Here is an 18,803-nt window from a genome sequence, read left to right on the forward strand (position 1 = left end):
AGGAACACAGGTGACCTCACATCCGGACGAGCTCCACCTGTCGGAACTTCACGCCTCCCTCGCCGATCCGGCGATGGAGGCGATGAACTTTCTGAACCAGGTCGCCGAACGCTTTCCCGAGGCCTTGTCACTGGCCGCGGGCCGCCCCACCGAGGAATTCTTCGACCTGGCCGACCTTCCGCGCCACCTGGAGACCTTCTGCCGGTATCTGCGCGAGGAGAAGGGCGCCACGGAGAGCGAGGTCCGGCGAACCGTCTTCCAGTACGGCAGGACCAAGGGCGTCATCCACGAACTGATCGCCGCCAACCTCCGGTTGGACGAAGGGATCGATGTCGACCCGGAGGCGGTCGTCGTCACCGTCGGATGCCAGGAGGCGATGTTCCTCACGCTGCGGGCCCTGCGCCGTGACGAGCGGGACGTCCTGCTGGCCGTGTCGCCCACGTATGTGGGGATCGCCGGAGCGGCACAACTCGTCGACATGAAACTGCTGCCCGTGAGCGAGGGCACGGACGGTGTGCTTCTGGACGATCTCGTGGCACAGGTACGGGCGGCTCGGGCCGCGGGCCTGCGCCCGCGGGCGCTGTACCTGGTTCCGGACTTCGCCAACCCATCGGGCTTGACCATGCCTCTGCAGGCCCGGCACGATCTGCTGGCGACTGCCCGGGAACTCGGTCTGCTCCTCCTGGAGGACAACCCCTACGGGCTCTTCCGGGCGGACGGTGGCGAGCGCCTGCCCACGCTCAAGGCCCTGGATGCCACAGGGCAGGTGGTGTACCTGGGATCACTGGCGAAAACCGGATTCCCCGGTGCGCGCGTCGGCTACGCAGTGGCCGACCAGACCGTCCGCTCCTCCGGTACCGGTCGCTCTCTGCTGGCCGACGAACTCGCCAAGATCAAGAGCATGCTGACGGTGAACACCTCTCCCATGGCCCAGGCCCTCGTCGGCGGCAAGCTGCTGGAGAGCGACTGCAGCCTGCTGAAAGCCAACGCCGGCACCGTCGCCGGATACAGCCGCAATCTCGACCGGCTGCTGACCGGCCTGCAGGAGCGATTCGGTGAACGCCCCGGGGTCTCCTGGACCCGGCCGAGCGGTGGATTCTTCGTCGTGGTCACCGTTCCGTTCCGGGCCGACAACGCGGCGCTCGAGTATTCGGCTCGCGAACACCGGCTGCTGTGGACACCTATGAGTCACTTCTACCAGGGGAGCGGAGGAGAGAATCAATTGCGGCTGTGCGTGAGCGCGGTCGATACGGAGCAGATCGACGCCGGGCTGGACAGACTGCGTTCCCTGATCGATGACCTGGCCGACAAGCCCCCGCTCTGACCGATCGGCCGACGAGCGAGCCCTGGGCGGGAGCAGCCATTCCTCCGGGTGGGACGCGGGAGTGCCGAGCCAGGGAAGCGGGCGCGGGTCGGGCGGGGGCGAGCACGATCCCGAACGGCGCTGACTTCGCCCGCATGGAGGACGAGATCCTGCTCCCGGCGCTCCCGGCGCTCCCGGCGCTCCCGGCCATCCGCAGTGACCGCCGCGCCGTCGAAACCGACGGAAGTGCCTCGGGAGCGTCCGTCACCTGTCCGACAGTGCTTCATGACCGTGGGATGCCCGTTCTCAGATCCTCAAGACCTGCAGTCCCGAGAGAGCCGACGAGCCCCGTTGCGCCACGCCTGAGCCTCTTCAACGCACTTGCGTGACCAGCGAGTTTGTCAACCTTCCGGTCTCGGGGGAAGGCCCATGCTCCGTAAAGACTTGGCAAGCCGAGGGAGCCGTGGCCATAGCAGCGCGTATGGTCAAGGGCAGGCCCGCGCCTGAAGCGCGAGGTGGGGAGGTTGCCTTTGCTCGGTGGTGTCGTCGCCGATGAATCGGCCCGGGGTTGGTGCCCCGGCATGTGACACCAGTTTCCCCGCTGAGTGCCAGGAGGCCGCCGGTGCCTGACCGACGCTCAACGCGACAGTTCTAGCCAATCGTTGAACGGTTGGTACAGCACGGGGGGTAATGGGTGCGCGCGCGGGTCTCGCAATATGAACGAATACTGGCAGCGATCGGTGACCTGGAGGATGGAAAGGGCACAGTGATCGAGCTGGTGGGCGAGCCCGGCTCGGGCAAGACACACCTGCTTGCCGAGCTTGCCGCCGAGGCGAACAGACGTGGCTTGAGAATCCTCAACGGCCTGTGCGCGGAGAGCCCGCAGACGGCGCGGTCGTTCCTGGACCGGTGTGCCGAGGCCGGCACCCGCGTGGTGCTCATCGACGACGCTCACCGGGCCGAGGACGGCGTCCTGGACCTGGTCGAGTTCCTGGTGCACCGGCCCTGGCCGGCGCCGATGCTGGTGGTGATCGCGCACCGCCCCCGGCAGGCCTCGTCCCGGCTGCGCAGCGCGTTGGCCCAGGGCGTCGAGCGGAGTGTGGCGGGCACCATCGAACTGGGGCCGCTGTCCCTGTCCGAGTCCGCGCAACTGCTCGGTTCCGACCCGGGCGACGACTGGGTGCGTGAAGTGCACGATCGGGCCTCAGGCGTCCCGCTCTACTTATTGCTCCTCGCCCGGATGCACGGTCCGGACCGGTCGCAGGGGACTGTGCCGGAGCACGTTGTGGCGCTGGCTCTCAGCGAGTTGGCCTCCCTGCCACAGCCGGATCTGACCGTTGCCTGGTCCGTGGCCCTGCTGGGCGAGCATGCGGACCTGGACGCGGTCATGGCGGTCGCTGATCTGTCTCCGGCGGACGTGACGCATGCGGTGAGCAGACTGATGCGCGCAGAACTGCTGCGGCCGACAGGTACAGGTGGCTGGCTGGGGCTGCGCCATCCGGTGCTCGCCGAACTGTTGTACGGGGCCATCGAGTCGTCCTGGCGCGCCGCCGCCCACCGGAGGGCGCTCGCGGTGCTCGTCGCGCGCCGCGCACCCGCGCGGGACCAGGCCGAGCACATCGAACGCAGCCTCACCTTTCCGGATGAGGAGGAGGTGGCGCTGCTGGTCCGCGGTGCGACCCAACAGATGTGGTCGGATCCGGTCGTCGCGGCCCGCTGGTTGCGGCGCGCGCTGCAGGCCATGCCGGACGAGGAGCCATGGCACGCCGTACGTGTGAAGACGACTGTCCTGCTGGGCCAGGCCCTGGTCTGCTCGGGCGAGCTGGTGGCCGCCCGCGACAAGTTCCACGAGATTCTCGACCATGCAACGGTGATGCCCGCGGAGTTACGCTGCACCGCTGTCGCGGCGTGCTCCTCGGCCAGCCTGATGCTGGGCAACCACGCGGAAGCGCGGGCCCTGCTGGTCACCAATCTCGCGAACCTCACACCGGACACGCCGGGAAGGCTCCGGATCGCTGTCGCGCTCGCGTTCGTAGACGTGCTGTCGGGATGTCCGGGCGCGGACCAGCGGGTCGACCAGGCCATCGAGCTCGCGCAGGGGCAGGGCGCCGATGTCGAACTGGCCGGCCTGTCGGCGCTGCGGGTGATCAGTGGGCTCGGCACGGCTGACGTCGCCGTCGCGGCACGGACCCTCGCCGAGTCCGCGGCGACGTTCGACGCGCTGGACGACCTGAGCGCCACCCGCAGCATCGAGTACCTGGCCGTGATCGGCTGGGCGGAGTCCGCCCTCGGCCGGTTCGCTGCCGCGGACCGGCACCTCACCCGAGGTCTGCGGATCGCGCGGAAGGCCGGCCATGTCCACGTGCTGCCCGTCTTCCTCGCGGCCCTGAGCCAGCTGAACAGGCATGTGGGATCGGTGACCAGGGCATGGCGGATGGCCGAGGAGGCCGGGAAGACCGCCGAGCGCATCGGGTCACAGCAGCTGTACGCCATCGCGACGGCGGAGCAGTCGCTCAGCGCTGTGTGGGCCTTGCCTGGCGACGCGGGGGAACCGCTGAAGCTGGCCAAGACGGCGGCGGCCGTCGCGTGGAGCACCCCCTCCTGGTGTCCCGGTGGGATCGGCAGCGCACTCGCCCGGGCGATGTGGTTCGGGCGCTCCGCGACCCGGTGGTCGCTCACGCGGCTGATCGAAATGACCGGCGGCAAGGAACCACTGGCGGACAGCAGGTTCGGCCGGATATCCAGTTTCGAGATGTTCGCCGCGATGTACGCGGACATGAACGATCCACGGGCAGGCCAGTGGGCGGACCGGGCCGACCGCGCGCAGTCCGGCCTGCCGACGCAGCGGGGATACGTCATAGGAGCACGGGCACACGCTGCCAGGGCGGCGGACGACCACGTTCGGGCCGCGGCGCTGTACCAGGAGGCGGCCGGAGCGTTCCGGGCGCTGGGGATTGGCTGCGAGGAGGCGCGGATGCTGGTGCTGGCCGCGGGCTGCCTCGCTCGGAACGGCACTGTGGCCGAGGCGACGGCGCTGCTGGACACTGCCAAGGAGACCGCACGCAGGCATGACGCACACTGGCTGATCGACAGGGCCGAGGAGTGGGAAGAACAGCTGTCCGGGTCTCCTGCGGACGCAGGGACACTGGCGGTGCTGACCGACCGGGAGCGGGAGATAGCGCTGCACGCCGGCTCCGGGAAACGGACCCGGCGCATCGCCGATGAGCTGGTGCTGAGCCCGCGTACGGTGGACCTGCACCTGGGCCGGATATACCGCAAGCTCAACGTTTCCTCGCGCGCTGCCCTGGTCCGGCTGATTGCCGAGATGGAGTTGAATCTGCCGTGATCCGCAGGAGACGGGGCCGGCCGGATGCCGGTCGGGCCGTATCCGCGACCGGCGCATACGGCCCGCGTGCTCTGGGCGGCTCAACGATGCATGGCCGCCGCGTTGAGCCCGCTCGACGGCAGCATCAGGAGGTCCAGGCTGTCCGGTCCCGCTGTCTCCTCCGTCGTCAGGATTGAGTGCTGCAGCTCGCGCAGCGCCCGGCACGGTTCGAGCCCCAGCTCAGTCCTCAGCGTGGTGCGAGCTGTCTGGTACACCTTCAGAGCCTCGGCCCGTCGGCCGGAGCGGTACAGGGCCGTCATGAGCTGCTGGTAAAACGTTTCATGAAGGGGATGTTCGGCCAGCAACGAATACAGAAACGGGGCCACCTCGCCGTGTCTTTCCAGCTTGAGGCTGGATGCAATCAGCTTTTCTATGCACTCCAGTCGCAGCTGGTCGAGCCAGGCGCCGAAAGATCCGACTATGGGGCCCTCGCGCATTTCGCTCAGCGCTGTTCCGCGCCACAGGCGAAGGGCAGACTGAAAACAGGTGACAGCCGCTACGTGCTGTTCTTGCTCGATATGGTCTCGGCCCTGTTTCATCAGGTCCTGGAATTCGTCCAAGTCGGTTTCCATGTCGCTGGACTCGAACATGTACCCAGGCGCCCTGGTATGGATTGAGTTTGGTCGCCCCGATTTGGCCAGGAGCTTGCGGAGCTGTGAGATGTACACATGCAGTGAGGCGACGGCCCGTCGCGGAGGGTTGTTCGGCCAGAGCTCGTCGATCAGCTGGTCCATCGATATGACCCTGCCCGGCATGATGACCAGTGTCGCGAGCAGCACCTCCAGCCGTCGAGAATTGAGTGAGTGACTTCCTCTCGCGTCGACTATGCGGAATTGCCCCAAGATTTCGTAGCGCACCAATTTCCCCCATTGATGGGCGGATCCGGATGTGGCCTCCGCGACGCCGTTGTCTGCATTAATGGCCTGATCCAGCTTCGCAGGGGGAGTGGTGGCGGGCAATATGTAAAATTACGTATCTGATCTATCGGGGACTGCTGGTGACACCGTTTTGGTCACCTGGCAGGTGAATCCTGCCGGGAAAATGTGTCGCATTGCGAATGAGCGGGTGGCCGTATTGGCCGGTGGGCGTTCGCTCTTGCAAGGAGTGAACGCCCACCGGCCAATGGGATGGCTGAATCTAGGCCTCGGCGGCTGTGTTCTCACGCTGTTGCTGCGGCTTGGGCGCCGGGGCGCCGGCGAGCTCGACTTCCTTGAGGAAGAAGCTCAGGATGAAACCGGCCGCCAGGAACCCGGCGGCCACCAGGCAAACCTGCGACCAACCCTCGCTGAGCGCGTGCTTGAAGGCGTCCTGGGTCGCGGTGGGCCAGGTGTGCACCTGGGTGACGGAGGGGATGGACGACAGGGGCTCGCCGCCAGGCAGGGGCCGGCCGTGCAGGCTGTCGGTCAGCGTGCTGATCAGTGTGGACGTCAGGATCGCGCCGAACAGCGCGGTGCCGAAGGAACCGCCCATCGCGCGGAAGAACGGATTGGCCGCGGTGGCCACGCCCATGTCCTTGCGTTCCACGGAGTTCTGTACTGCGACGGTGAGTACTTGGACACCGAAGCCCATGCCGACACCGACCACCGCGAGGTACAGCGCTCGCAGCACGTCCGAGGTGTTCTCGTCGAGCTGCGACAGCAGCAGCATGCCGATGCCCGACACGGCGAACCCGATGATCGGGTAGAGCCGATAGCGGCCGGTCCTGGCGATGAGCCGGGCGGAGAAGAACGAGCTGAACAGAAGGCCGAGCATCAGCGGCAGCAGGCCCAGACCGGCCGCGGTGGGCGAGGTGTCTCGGGCTCCCTCCAGGTAGAGCGCGAGGAAGGCCAGGACGCCGGTGCTGGTCACGCCCATGATGAGGGCCAGTGCTGAGGACACGGTGAAGATGGAGTTGCGGAACAGATGGGGCGGCAGGATCGGCTCGGGCGTGCGGCGCTCCCACCAGACGAACACGGCGAGCAGCACCACGCCGGCCGATGCCAGCCCGAGGATCGTCGCCGAACCCCAGGCGTACTCCCGTCCGCCCCAGGCGGTGACGAGCAGCAGGCTCACCACTCCGGCCACGGACAGCACCGCACCCACGAAGTCGATCTTGTGTTTGACGCCCGGCTTGGGCAGCCGCATGAACAGGCCGATCAGGGCGAGGGCACCCGCGCTGAACGGGATGTTGGCAAAGAAGATCCAGCGCCAGCCCTCGGCCCCGAGGATCGTCCCCGCGTCGACGAAGGCGCCGCCGATCAGCGGCCCGGCGATACCGCCGACGGTGAACACGGCGAAGAACAGGGTCTGGTAGCGGGCCCGTTCGCGAGGCGCCACCACATCTCCGACGATCACGAACGCCAGCGACTGGAGTCCCCCTGCGCCGATGCCCTGCAGGGCGCGCAGAGCGATCAGCTGCGGGAGGTCCTGGGCGAAGCCGCAGAGCACCGAACCGAGCGTGAAGACGGCGATGGAGAACAGGTAGACCGGCTTGCGTCCGTAGATGTCCGAGATCTTGCCGTACAGCGGCGTCGAGGCGATCGACGCGAGCAGATAGGCGGTGATGATCCAGGAGGCCTCGCCTAACCCGCCGGACTGCTGACCGATGTCGCCGATGATCCGGTACAGGCCGGTGGCCACGATCGTCTGATCCAGCGTGCTGAGAAAGAGGCAGATCAGGATGCCGCTGAACACCAGCCGGAGCGCGCCGGCGGGCATGGTGGTCTCGGAAGATTGCGTATCACTCATGCTGTGCGATTCCCTCGGGCTGGTTATAATCGGAACCGTGATTCCGAAACGATACGGAATGGAAAATCCGGTTGTCAAGTGAACCTGTGGAAGTGCCGTTGCGCGCGGATGCCCGCCGCAACAGGCAACGTGTCCTGGAGGCCGCCGAGATCGTGCTCGCGCGCGACGGAGTGGCCGCGAAGATGGAGAAGATCGCCCAACAGGCAGGCGTCGGTGTCGGCACGGTCTACCGACACTTCCAGACCAAGGAGACGCTGATCGCCGCGATCATGCGGGCCCGGCTGAGCTCCCTGGTCGCCGAGGCGACGGTGCTGGGCGAGGCGCCGGACCCGGGCCCGGCGTTGTTCGCCTTCTTCACGAGAATGGTCACCCAGTCCCGTACCAAGCGGACCTTCTCCGATGCGCTGGCCGCCGCCGGCATCGACATCGCACCGCAGACGAGGGGAGCGGGACTGGAGCTCCAGGCCGCACTCGAAGTCCCGCTCCGGCGTGCCCAGGAGGCAGGAGCGGTCCGCGAAGACGTGGACGTCAAGGAGCTCACGGCGCTGATGGCCGGTGTGTCCGCGGCCGCCGAGCGGGTCGGCTGGGACGAGGAGGTCCAGGACAAGGCCCTGGCGCTGGTCTTCGACGGCCTGCGGCCGCGGTGACGCGGGCACACCGATGAGCCCTGAGGGCGAGAACGCCGTCAGGGCTCATCGGCACGGCCCTATACCCAGCCGTCCAGGGACTTCCAGAATCCGGCGAAGTCGTCCTCGTGGAGCACGTGTACCGTGCCAGGCAGGGGACGGACCTCGAACCCGATGCCGCGCAGCCGCTCCGCGCGCTCCGCAGGGATCACCACGCTCGGGTCGGCCGTGACGATCAGGCTGGGTACCGTCGGCCGGGCGGGCTCGTAACCGGGGTATCCGTCGATCTGCTCGATCGCCTCGGCGTCCCAGTCGGCGATGGAGTCGAACCGGGCCCGGTGGCCCTCCGGTGCCCAGCCGGGCGCCTCGGCGCGCACGTCGTCGAGCGTCCAGTTCTTGAGGTTGCGGTAGTACGCGAACCGCTCCCGGCTGCCCACTTTCAGCCAGGCCGGGTCGGAGTAGACCACCCGGGACGGCCTGATGCGATCCAGTGCCCTGGCCACGAGGATGGCGCTGAAGGAGTGCGCGATCACCAGCTCGGGGGCGGATGGGATGGCCTCGACCAGCGCTTCTGTCGATGCCTCGACCGAGTACTCGGCCATGCGCGGACTGCGCCCGTGCCCGGGCAGCTCCGGGGCGATCACCCGGTAGCCGGCATCGGCCAGTGCGGGGCCGAGCCGCCACCAGGCCCGCGCCGACGAAGCCTGCATGTGGCCCAGTACGGCGATCCGGTCGCCCTCGCCCCAGTACTCGACGTGCAGCCCGCTCACGCTTTTCTCCCTTCGTGCGCCGGGGTCACCACGTGACCGGCAGAGTCTCGATGCCGTAGATGAAGCGAGTGTCCGGCCGGAACGCGATCTCTTCGAACGGGACGGCGATCTTCAGCTCCGGCAGCCGGCGGAAGAGCGTGCCGAGCGCGATCTCCAACTCCACGTTGGCCAAAGTCCTGCCGATGCACTGGTGCACACCGTGTCCGTAGGCCAGGTGGTGGCGTGCGTCGCGGCGGATGTCGAACTTCTCCGGCTCCGCGAAGACCCTCTCGTCGTAGTTGGCCGCAAGCAGGGAGAACGCGACACCGTCGTCGGCCTTGATGGTGTGCCCTCCCACATCGAGGTCCTCGACAGCCGCCCGGACGACCCCGCTGATCGTGATCGAGTGCATGCGGAGCAACTCGTCCACGGCGGACCTGAGCAGCGCCGGATCCGTCAGCATGTCCTGCAACTGATCGGGATGCTGAAGCAGTGTCACCACACTGAGGCCGATCATGCTCGCCGTGGTCTCGTGCCCGGCGATCAGGAGGATCCGGACCATCTCGACCAGTTCGAAATGGGAGATCCTTCCTTCATTCCGCACGTACTTGGTGGCGACCCGGCTGATCAGATCGTCGGTGGGCTGCTTCTCCTTGGCCGTCACCAGCTCGTCCAGGTACTGCGACAGCTCGGCGAACGCCTGCATGACCTCCTCCTCCGAGGCCTTGCCTGCCACGGTGTGGCTGCGCGCCTGGAAGAACTCCTGGTCGTCCGGCGGTACACCGAGGATGTCGCACATCACGAGTGACGGGAAGGGCAGGGCGAACGAGGAGATGAGGTCGACCGGTGAGCCGACGGCCGACATCTCGTCGACCAGCTGGTCGGCCACGCCCTGAATCTTCTCGCGCATGGCTTCGATCCGGCGGAAGGTGAACTCGGAGGTGACCGTGCGACGCAGCCGGCCGTGGTCGGGGTCGTCCATGTGCGTGAACGACACGGTGCTCGGCCCCGGCGGCATCGGGTGCACCCGGGGGAGCGACGGGTTGGCGTTGTCCGAGCTGAGCTTCGGGCTCGCCAGAGCGCTGCGGACGTCTTCGTAACGGGTCAGCAGCCAGGGCTGCTCGCCCCACGGGTACTGGACCCGTATCGGACACTTTCCTTCGCGCAACCCCTGGTACTCCGGCGGCGGCAGCAGCGGGTGTGTGCGGGGCATGGGGAACGGAGGGAGCTGGTCTTCGGTCTCGGACATGGACGAGGATCCTCGCTCTGGACGGTTTTTGGCGCCGCAGGCCGTCGCACGCCGCAGGATCTCGGAAGGTCACGGCGCCGAACCCAGCCGTTGCTCGGGCGGCCGACTGCGCGCAACCCTCTCGGTCCTGGCTAAGCGCGCGCCAAAGAGGGCCTTGGCCGGCCACCAAGCCTGGATTTAGGCGGCCTTGGCACGCTCCCCACTCGCACGGCTAACCAGGAGGGTGACGATGACCGAAACCCAGCCCGAGCCCGCGGCCTTTCCCATGCCGCGTGCGACTGGCTGCCCCTTCGATCCGGCGCCGGGATACCGGCAATTGCAGGCCGAGCAGCCCATAGCCAGGGTGCGGCAGTGGGACGGGGCGGCGCCGTGGCTGGTGACCGGGCACGCCGATGCCCGAGCCCTGCTGGCGGACCCGCGGTTCAGTGTGGAGACCGATAAACCGGGTCATCCCCACCCGAGCCCCGCGACCAAGCAGATCATGGGCAGCCCGGGGATGATCAGCCGGATGGACGATCCGGAGCACGGCCGACTGCGCCGGATGGTGACCCGGGAGTTCACTGTCAGGCGCGTGGAGTCGATGCGGCAGAGGATCCAGGCGATCACGGACGATCTGATCGACGGCATCCTGGCCGGACCGAACCCCACCGACCTCGTGGAGAAGCTGGCGCTGCCGATACCGTCGCTGGTGATCTGTGAGTTGCTCGGTGTGCCCTACGAGGACCGGGAGTTCTTCCAGCGCACCACCTCGGCGTTCGTCATGAGGTCCACCACGGTGGAACAGGCCAAGGCGGCCATGATGGAACTGCTGGACAGGCTGGACCAACTGGTCACGGAGAAGGCCGAGAACCCGGGCGACGATCTGCTGTCGCGGCTGGTGGTCGAGCGGCTCGAGAAGGGCGAGATCACCAGGGAGGTACTGGTCGGCCTCACCCAACTGCTGTTGTCCGGTGGGTACGAGACCACCGCGAACATGATCGCGCTCGGTATCGTCGCGCTGCTCCAGCATCCGGAACAGCTCGCGGTCCTCCGCGACACGGAGGACCCGAAGGTCGTCGCCAACGCCGTCGACGAGTTGCTGCGATATCTCACCGTGCCGCAGATGGGGGCCAGGCGGGCCGCACTGGTCGACGCCGACGTGAACGGTCACCCGGTCCGGCAGGGCGAGGGTGTGATCATCAGCATCGCCACCGCGAACCGTGACAGCACGGTCTACCCGGACCCGGACGTCCTGGACATCGGCCGGGACACGGGCCAGCATCTCGCCTTCGGCCACGGCATCCATCAGTGCGTCGGTGCCCCGCTGGCCCGGTTGGAGCTGCAGATCGTGTACCGGACGCTGTTCCGGCGCGTTCCGTCACTGCGGCTGGCGGTCGGATTCGATCAACTGCCCTTCAAGCACGACGGACTGTTGAACGGGCTGTACGAGCTCCCGGTGGCATGGTGACGTCGCCGGGCGCGCAACGACGGAGGGGCGGCACGGATTTCATGCGGGTGACGGTGGACGCGACGCGCTGTGTGGCTACGGGCCAGTGTGTCGTGATGGCTCCCGAGGTCTTCACACAGAACGACGACGACGGCACCTCCGAGCCTTTGGCCGGCGAAGTCGGCGAGATCCTGCGAGACACGGCGAGAAGGGCGGCGGCGATGTGTCCGACCCGGGCGATCCAGCTCGACGAGGTGTCATGACGGAGCAGGTGGTTGTCGTCGGCGGCGGGCCGACCGGACTGATGCTCGCCTGTGAACTGGGGCTCGCCGGTGTCAGGACCATGGTGCTGGAACGGCGCCGACAGCCCGCCGAACGGTCCCAGGGCATGGGCATCCACGCCCGTACCCTGGCCACGCTGGCCAGCCGGGGTCTGGCCGAGCGCATCCCGGACGGGCAGATGTTCCCCTGGCCGCGTACTCCGTTTGCGCTGTTCTGGCTGGACTTGTCCGCGGCCGGCGAGGACAACTCGATGTTCGTCTTCCCGCAATGGCGCACCGAACAGCTGCTGGCCGAACGCGCGGTGGAACTCGGAGTGGAGATCCGCCGAGGACACGAGGTGCAGAGCCTGCGCCAGGACGAGAACGGCGTGGACCTGCGCGTGAGCGGGACGGACGGCGCCTACGACCTTCGCGCCCGGTACGTCGTGGGCTGTGACGGGGAGGACAGCCGGGTGCGCGAGCTGACCGGCGTCGGCTTTCCCGCCCAAGGTATCCCCTACTACGGCACGATCGCCGATGTGGAGCTGGACAGCGAGGAGTTCACACAGTTCGATTCCGGCCTGCACCCGGCCGGGATGTTCGCCGCGATTCCGATCGAGGCGGGAACCGTTCGTCTGATGACCGTCGAGTTCGACCGGGAGCGGCCCGGCCCGGTGGGCGAGGTAGACCCCGGCGAGGTCCTGGCGAGCGTCGAACGTGTGACCGGAAAACGGCCCCGTCTGGCGCACTCGCCGCACTGGGCGGTCCGATTCGGCAACCACACCCGGCTGGCCGACCGCTATCGCGAGGGCCGGGTGTTCCTCGCCGGTGACGCGGCGCACGTGCTGTTCGTGTCCGGCACACCGGGCTTGAACACCGGCATCCAGGACGCGGTCAACCTCGGTTGGAAGCTTGCGGCGCACATCAACGGGTGGGCCCCGCCGGGGCTGCTGGACAGCTACGAGAGCGAACGCCGCCCGGTCGGCGAGCGGGTCTGTCTGCACGCTCGCGCACAGCTCGCGCTGGTGTACCCGATGGACCGGATTCAGGCGCTCCGGGAGTTCTTCGGCGAGCTGCTCAAGCTCGGAGTGGTCAATCGTCATCTGCTGGAGATGACCACCGCGTTCCGTTATCCGATGCCCGCGCAGGACAGCCATCCCCTGGTCGGAGAGGTGTGCCCCCAGGTGGAGCTGGTCACCGCGGCCGGATCGACGAGCGTGGCGGCCACGCTGGCCGGTGGGCGTGGGGTCGTGCTCGACCTGTCCGGCGGTACCGCGGACGTCGGCGTGGCCGCGGGCTGGGCGTCCCGGGTGGACGTGGTGAGTGCCAAGCCGGTGGAACCGGTCGGCGCGGCCGTGGTCGTGGTCCGTCCGGACGGCTACGTCGGATACGCCGACCCCGGCGGCGAGGACACCGACGGGCTCCGCGCCGCACTGTGCCACTGGTTCGGCGCACCGGCCGACTGATCCTGTCCAGCAACGAAGGAGACTCATGTCCGATCCAGTCATCATCGTCGGCGGTGGGCCGACCGGACTGATGCTCGCCTGCGAGCTGGGCCTGGCCGGCGTCGAAAGCGTGGTCCTCGAGCGGCTCGCCGTGCCACCGGAGTGGTCGCGGTCGATGACCCTCCAGGCCCGTTCTGTGGAGGCGTTCCGACAGCGCGGGCTGAACTGGTTCGAGGGACGCACTCGGGTGCCGACCTACAATTTCGGCCTGGTCGAACTCATCGGGATCGTCGACGACGACCAGGTGGCCCTGCTGGTGCCGCAGCGCGAGGTCGAGGACCGGCTGGCGGAGCGCGCCGTCGAACTCGGCGTGGACGTCCGCCGCGAGCACCGGCTGACCGGCCTCGCGCAGGACGAGACGGGTGTGACAGTGACCGTCGGCTCCCCGAGCGGGGAGTACAGTCTGCGCGGCGTCTATCTGGTGGGGTGCGACGGCGGCGGCAGCACCACGCGCAAGCTCGCCGAGATCGAATTCGTGGGTGGTGAGGCGCCGTTCACGTTCAACGGGCTCACCGGTGACGCGTCGCTGATCGACCGGGAGGGCGACCGGGTAGGGCCCGATCTGCATCCGACCGGTATGTACGCGCACCTGCCGGTGGCCCCGGGCGTGCACCGGGCGACCGTGCTGGAGTTCGGCGCCCGCCCGCCCGAGGGCGACCCGCCGGTCACGACGGAGGAGTTCAGGGACAGCGCGTTGCGGGTCGCGGGCGTCGATCTGAAGTTCGGTGAACAGAACATACTGTCCCGGTTCGGCGGTGCGACCCTGCTGGCCGCCGACTACCGCAAGGGCAGGGTGTTCCTGGCCGGCGACGCGGCGCACGTGCACATGCCGTTCGGCGGCCAGGGCCTCAATACGGGCGTCCAGGACGCGGTGAACCTCGGCTGGAAGCTGGCCGCCGCTGTACTCGGCTGGGCGCCGCCCGGACTGCTCGACACCTACCACGAGGAGCGGCACCCGGTCGGCGAGTGGCTGTGCAGGAACACCCTCGCCCAGGTCGCGCTGCTGCACCCGCTGGAGCAGGTGGGCCCGCTTCGCGAGCTGCTGGCCGAGCTGTTGCGGTACGAGGAGGTCAGCCAGTACGTCGTGGGGTTGATCTCCGCACTCGGCCTGCAGTATCCGGTCCCCTACCCGGGCGAGCACCCGCTGCTGGGCCGCCGGCTCCCGGACAGCGGGGCGGACGACGGCGCGCTGCGAGCAGGCCGGGGTGTACTCATCGACTTCACCGGCTCGTCGCCGACGGAGGACCTGGCCGGGTGGACGGAGCGGGTCACCCCCGTCTCCGCGCCCCCGGTGGCGGCCGTCGACGCCACCAGGGTGCTGGTCCGGCCCGACGGCTACGTGGTGTGGGCGGACGCCGCCGAGCCGGACGTGCCCGGCCTGCACGGCGCGCTGCGGACCTGGTTCGGCGAGCCCGTCGCCTGACCCACAACGCATGAGGCCCGCGATCCCCAGGGATCGCGGGCCTCATGCGTTGTCAACGCCCCATGGCTCACTCGGTACGGGCCAGTTCGGTCTGGAGGAAGGCGACCAGGGCCCGCGGAGTGGGCATGTCGAAGATCACCACGGGCGGCAGGGGCAGACCGGTCAAATCGCACAGTCTGTTCCGCAGCTCCAGCGCGGCCAGTGAGTTGACACCGGCCTCCAGGAAACTGTCGTCCGGACCGATGACATGCGTGGAGTCGTGGCCGAGCACATCGGACGTGTGTGTGCGGATCGCATCGAGCAACGCGGCCTCCCGCTCCGCCTCGGGCAGTTCGGCGAGACGGGTCAGCAGCACTGAGGTCCCGTTCGCCGCTCGGCTCCCGGTGAGGCCGGAGAACACGGGATGCTCCGCTCCGGCCGCGTCCCAGTCCACGTCGGCGAACACGACCGAGACCTCGTCGTTCTCGAGCGTCCGCCGCAGTGCCGCGACCGCCGTTCCGGTGGACAACGAGCGGGCGCCGGGCCATTGCGGTTGCCCCGCCGACGGGTTGCAGGCGATGGCCGTGGCCGGCAGACCGAGCGAGCGGCGGTGGCGTGCCAGTGCGTCGTTCGCCAGGACGTGGTCCGGCTCGGACAACGGGGCCACCAGGACGAACGCCGTCAGATTGCGGTCGAGGGTGCGCTCGTGCAACTGCCACGCCGTGCGTGTGTCGCCGGCATGGAACACGGCGGTCGCCGATGGGTCTGCCGTATCGCCTGTGACGTCCGCGCCGAGGCCGGCCAGCCACTCGGTGAGCGCCGGAGCATGCCCGCTCACCAGGACGGTCCCGGTCGGAGTCCAGGTGCGGCGCGGAGCGGCGGGGGTCGCGCGGACCAGCCGTTGTGCGTAGGCGCCCGAGGCGCGGACGGCCACACGGCGTTCGTCACCGCTCAGCACTCCGGCGAGCCGTGCGCCCAGGCCGGCGAGGTGAGTGGGCAAGTCCACGAATCGGCTGTCGGGATCGGCCCAGAGCGCGGCCTGCCCGTGCGCCGTGACCGGGTCGGAGCCGGTGGCCGATACCGCGGAGCGGGTGAGCCGCCACAGCGTGGGCGAGATGTCGAGCGCGCCGAGTGCGTCGGCCACCTCGCCCATGTCCGCGCCGGGGAGTGCGATGACTCCTGCGACCTGGCCGGTGGGCTTCATACGGCGAATGAGTTCCTCGTGGTCGTCCGTGGTCTCGACGACCACCGCGCCGGCACCGTGCCGGTTCAGGGTCTCGACCAGCTCGCCGGACTCGTCGTCGGGGCCACTGACCACCAGCCAGCCGCCGCTCAGCCGGGCCTGCGGAGTGTCGGGGAGACGCCGCCACGAAAGCCGGTACCAGCACTGCTTGCGTCGTCGCCACTCCGCGAGCGCGGCCAGTGCGTCCTCGGGAAGCCCGGTGCCGCCGAGCATCCTGGCCAGCTGCTCGCCGTCCTGACGGTCCACGGCCGCCCAGAACCGACCGTCCTCCCCATCGGCGGCCGGTCCGGTCACCGCGGTCCGGTCGAGCCAGTACCGCTTGCGCTGGAAGGGATAGGTGGGCAGTTCGGCGCGCGGGCCGCCGACGGCGCCGAACGACACGGGGACGCCGTGCACGTGGGCCTCTCCGATGGCGCGGGCCAGGGACGGGACCTCCGGGCGACGGCGGTGGAGTGCGGCGATGCAGACCGCCTCCGGTACGGCCTGCTGGATCAGCGGGGTGAGCTGGCCGTCCGGTCCGATCTCAAGGTACTTGGTGACACCCGCCCCATCGAGATACCGGATCCCGTCGTGGAACCGGACCGGCTCACGCACATGCCGGACCCAGTAGTCGGCCGAGTCGAGGCCCGTGGCCAGGGCGCCGGTCACATTGGACACGACCGGTATCGCGGGCGGTGCGTAGGTCAGGCTCTCGGCCACGGCACGGAACGCGTCGAGCATCGGTTCCATGTGCGCGGAATGGAACGCGTGGCTGACCCGGAGCCTCCTGGGTCTGCGGCCCGGTCGCCCGCACGACTCGGCCAGGGCCAGCACCTCGTCCTCGTCACCGGAGATCACGGTGGATTCCGGGCCGTTGACCGCCGCGATGTCCACGCCCGGGGTGAGCAGCGGCCGGACGGCCTCCTCCGGCAGAGGCAGGGACATCATCGCGCCACCGGGGGGCAGCTGCTGCATGAGCCTGCCGCGCGCGGCGACCAGCGCGCAGGCGTCGGCCAGGGACAGCACACCTGCCGCGTGTGCGGCCGTGAGCTCGCCGATCGAGTGGCCTATGAGGATGTCCGGCACCACGCCCATGGAACGCAGCAACGAGTACAGCGCGGTCTGGAAGGCGAACAGCGCTGCCTGGGCGTACTGCGTCCGGTCCAGCTCATCGGCGTCGTCGCCGAGCATGACCTTCTTCAGCGGCAGCTCGAAGTGGGCGCAGGTCTCGTCGAGCTTGAGGGCGAACGCCGGGTACCGGTCGTACAGTTCCCGGCCCATCCCGGTGCGCTGGCTGCCCTGTCCGGAGAAGACCAGCGCGGTCCTGCCCGCGACCGCGGTCCCTGTGACGAGGCCCGCGTGCGGCAGGCCCTGGGCCAGTGCCTCCAGGGCGGGCCGTGCCGAGACGAGGTCGGTGACGAAGGCGCGATGACGGAATGTGGCCCGGTCGGCCAGGGTCCGGGCGACGGCTGCCGGGTCGGTGCCGGCGCAGACGGCCAGCCGGCCGGCGTAGGACCGGAGTGCCTCGCCGCTTCGCGCGGACAGCACCAACGGGACGGGCTCGCCGCCGGGGGGCTGCGGCGGCTCGACGGCCTCCTCCAGGATGATGTGCGCGTTCGTCCCGCTGATCCCGAACGACGACACGCCGGCGCGCCGCGGCTGTCCGTCGGAGACGTCCCAGGGGCGCGGTTCGGTCAGCAACCGCACCGAGCCGGCTTGCCAGTCCAGGTGCGGGGTGGGCTCGTCGACGTGCAGGGTCTTGGGCAGGACCCCGTGCCGCATCGCCATGATCATCTTGATGACGCCGGCGACGCCCGCCGCGGCCTGGGTGTGGCCGATGTTGGACTTGACCGACCCCAGCCACAACGGAGTCGCCCGGTGCCGGCCGTACGCCTCCTGAAGCGCGTGTGCCTCGATGGGGTCCCCGAGCGTGGTGCCCGTGCCGTGTCCCTCGACCGCGTCGATCTGCTGGGCGGTGAGCCCGGCGTTGCCGAGCGCGTCGGCGATCACGCGCTGCTGTGCCGGTCCGTTGGGTGCGGTGAGTCCGTTGCTCGCGCCGTCCTGATTGACGGCGCTGCCCCGGATGAGACCGAGGATCCGGCGCCCGTTGCGCCGGGCGTCCGAGAGCCGTTCCAGAAGGAGGATCCCGGCGCCTTCGGAGAAGCCGGTGCCGTCGGCGGCGGCCGCGAACGACCGGCACCGGCCGTCCGGCGACAGGCCCCGCTGCCTGCTGAAGTCCACGAACAGCGACGGTGTCGACATGACCGTCGCACCGCCCGCAAGGGCCAGCGTGCACTCGCCCCGGCGCAAGGCCTGGACGGCGAGGTGGATGGCGACGAGCGACGACGAGCAGGCGGTGTCGACGGTGATGGCAGGGCCCTGGAACCCGAAGGAGTAGGCCACCCGGCCCGACGCGATGCTGCCCGCGCTGCCGTTGCCCAGCAGCCCTTCGAAGCCGTCCGGCGCCTTGCCCAGGCGCAAGGCGTAGTCCCCGTACATCAGCCCGGTGCAGACGCCGGTCGCTGTGCCCTGCAGTGTCGTGGGGTCGATCCCGGCATGTTCCAGGGCCTGCCAGCTGACCTCCAGCAGGATGCGTTGCTGCGGGTCGATGGAGGCTGCTTCACGCGGACTGATGCCGAAGAACTCGGCGTCGAAGTCAGCGGCGTTGTGCAGGAATCCGCCACTACGGGTGTAGGACGTGCCCTGGTGCTCGGGGTCGGGATGGTAAAGGGCGTCGGTGTCCCAGCCCCGGTCGGAGGGGAACTCGCTGATCGTCTCGGTGCCGTCCGCGACGACGTCCCACAGCGCCTCCGGCGTCTCGACGGCCCCGGGGTAACGGCAGGCCATGCCGACCACGGCGATCGGCTCGCACAGCCCTGCCTGCAGGTCGGCCAGCTGCTGTCTGGTCTCCTTCAGGTCTGCCGTCGTCCACTTGAGATAGTCCAGCAG

Annotated in this window: 11 protein-coding genes and 1 pseudogene; 7 read left to right on the plus strand and 5 right to left on the minus strand. The window is 69.0% G+C overall.

All coding sequences use genetic code 11. The features are described 5' to 3' along the window. The first annotated feature begins 10 nt into the window (after window positions 1-10). Window positions 11-1,324: a PLP-dependent aminotransferase family protein gene (locus OHA19_RS35520; RefSeq protein ID WP_405709621.1), complete on the plus strand. Its 1,314-nt coding sequence runs from the start codon at window positions 11-13 to the stop codon at window positions 1,322-1,324. Between the two features lie 745 nt (window positions 1,325-2,069). Continuing rightward, on the plus strand, window positions 2,070-4,649 hold the full coding sequence (locus tag OHA19_RS35525; protein ID WP_405709618.1) for a LuxR C-terminal-related transcriptional regulator: 2,580 nt from the start codon (window positions 2,070-2,072) through the stop codon (window positions 4,647-4,649). 80 nt (window positions 4,650-4,729) lie between these two features. Here the strand turns inward: OHA19_RS35525 and OHA19_RS35530 are convergent, their stop codons facing one another. Both OHA19_RS35530 and OHA19_RS35535 read right to left on the minus strand, forming a co-directional pair. Then, entirely contained in the window at window positions 4,730-5,647 is a 918-nt protein-coding gene (locus OHA19_RS35530) for a BTAD domain-containing putative transcriptional regulator (protein WP_405709615.1), read from the minus strand. A 178-nt stretch (window positions 5,648-5,825) separates the two neighbouring features. Continuing rightward, window positions 5,826-7,493: an MDR family MFS transporter gene (locus OHA19_RS35535; RefSeq protein ID WP_405709613.1), complete on the minus strand. Its 1,668-nt coding sequence runs from the start codon at window positions 7,491-7,493 to the stop codon at window positions 5,826-5,828. Window positions 7,494-7,507: 14 nt separating this feature from the next. Here OHA19_RS35535 and OHA19_RS35540 point away from each other — a divergent pair, with 14 nt between their 5' ends. After that, window positions 7,508-8,062 (plus strand): TetR/AcrR family transcriptional regulator, encoded by a 555-nt coding sequence (locus OHA19_RS35540; RefSeq protein WP_405709611.1) that lies wholly within the window; start codon window positions 7,508-7,510, stop codon window positions 8,060-8,062. Window positions 8,063-8,121: 59 nt separating this feature from the next. On the opposite strand, the gene OHA19_RS35545 is transcribed toward OHA19_RS35540, so the two are convergent. Both OHA19_RS35545 and OHA19_RS35550 read right to left on the minus strand, forming a co-directional pair. Next, window positions 8,122-8,811 carry an alpha/beta fold hydrolase gene (locus tag OHA19_RS35545; RefSeq protein ID WP_405709608.1) on the minus strand — a complete coding sequence of 230 codons (690 nt, stop codon included), beginning with the start codon at window positions 8,809-8,811 and terminating at the stop codon, window positions 8,122-8,124. Between the two features lie 25 nt (window positions 8,812-8,836). After that, window positions 8,837-10,039 (minus strand): cytochrome P450, encoded by a 1,203-nt coding sequence (locus OHA19_RS35550; RefSeq protein WP_405709605.1) that lies wholly within the window; start codon window positions 10,037-10,039, stop codon window positions 8,837-8,839. Window positions 10,040-10,268: 229 nt separating this feature from the next. Here OHA19_RS35550 and OHA19_RS35555 point away from each other — a divergent pair, with 229 nt between their 5' ends. The 4 genes from OHA19_RS35555 to OHA19_RS35570 are packed head-to-tail and all read left to right on the plus strand — an operon-like array spanning window position 10,269 to window position 14,653. After that, window positions 10,269-11,486: a cytochrome P450 gene (locus OHA19_RS35555; RefSeq protein WP_405709602.1), complete on the plus strand. Its 1,218-nt coding sequence runs from the start codon at window positions 10,269-10,271 to the stop codon at window positions 11,484-11,486. Continuing rightward, complete coding sequence (locus tag OHA19_RS35560; protein WP_405709599.1) at window positions 11,480-11,728, plus strand: ferredoxin; 249 nt, start codon at window positions 11,480-11,482, stop codon at window positions 11,726-11,728. The genes OHA19_RS35555 and OHA19_RS35560 overlap by 7 nt, the downstream gene beginning before the upstream one ends. Beyond that, the gene (locus OHA19_RS35565; RefSeq protein ID WP_405709597.1) at window positions 11,725-13,191 is read left to right on the plus strand and encodes an FAD-dependent monooxygenase; all 1,467 of its coding nucleotides are present in this window, start codon (window positions 11,725-11,727) and stop codon (window positions 13,189-13,191) included. The genes OHA19_RS35560 and OHA19_RS35565 overlap by 4 nt, the downstream gene beginning before the upstream one ends. A 25-nt stretch (window positions 13,192-13,216) precedes the next feature. After that, window positions 13,217-14,653, plus strand: coding sequence for an FAD-dependent monooxygenase (locus OHA19_RS35570; protein ID WP_405709594.1), 1,437 nt, complete (start codon window positions 13,217-13,219; stop codon window positions 14,651-14,653). 67 nt (window positions 14,654-14,720) lie between these two features. Here the strand turns inward: OHA19_RS35570 and OHA19_RS35575 are convergent. Beyond that, window positions 14,721-18,803, minus strand: a pseudogene (locus OHA19_RS35575) (type I polyketide synthase); the annotation flags it as partial.

Origin of the sequence: Streptomyces sp. NBC_00012, from assembly GCF_045040875.1 — a bacterium.
Lineage (GTDB): Bacteria > Actinomycetota > Actinomycetes > Streptomycetales > Streptomycetaceae > Streptomyces.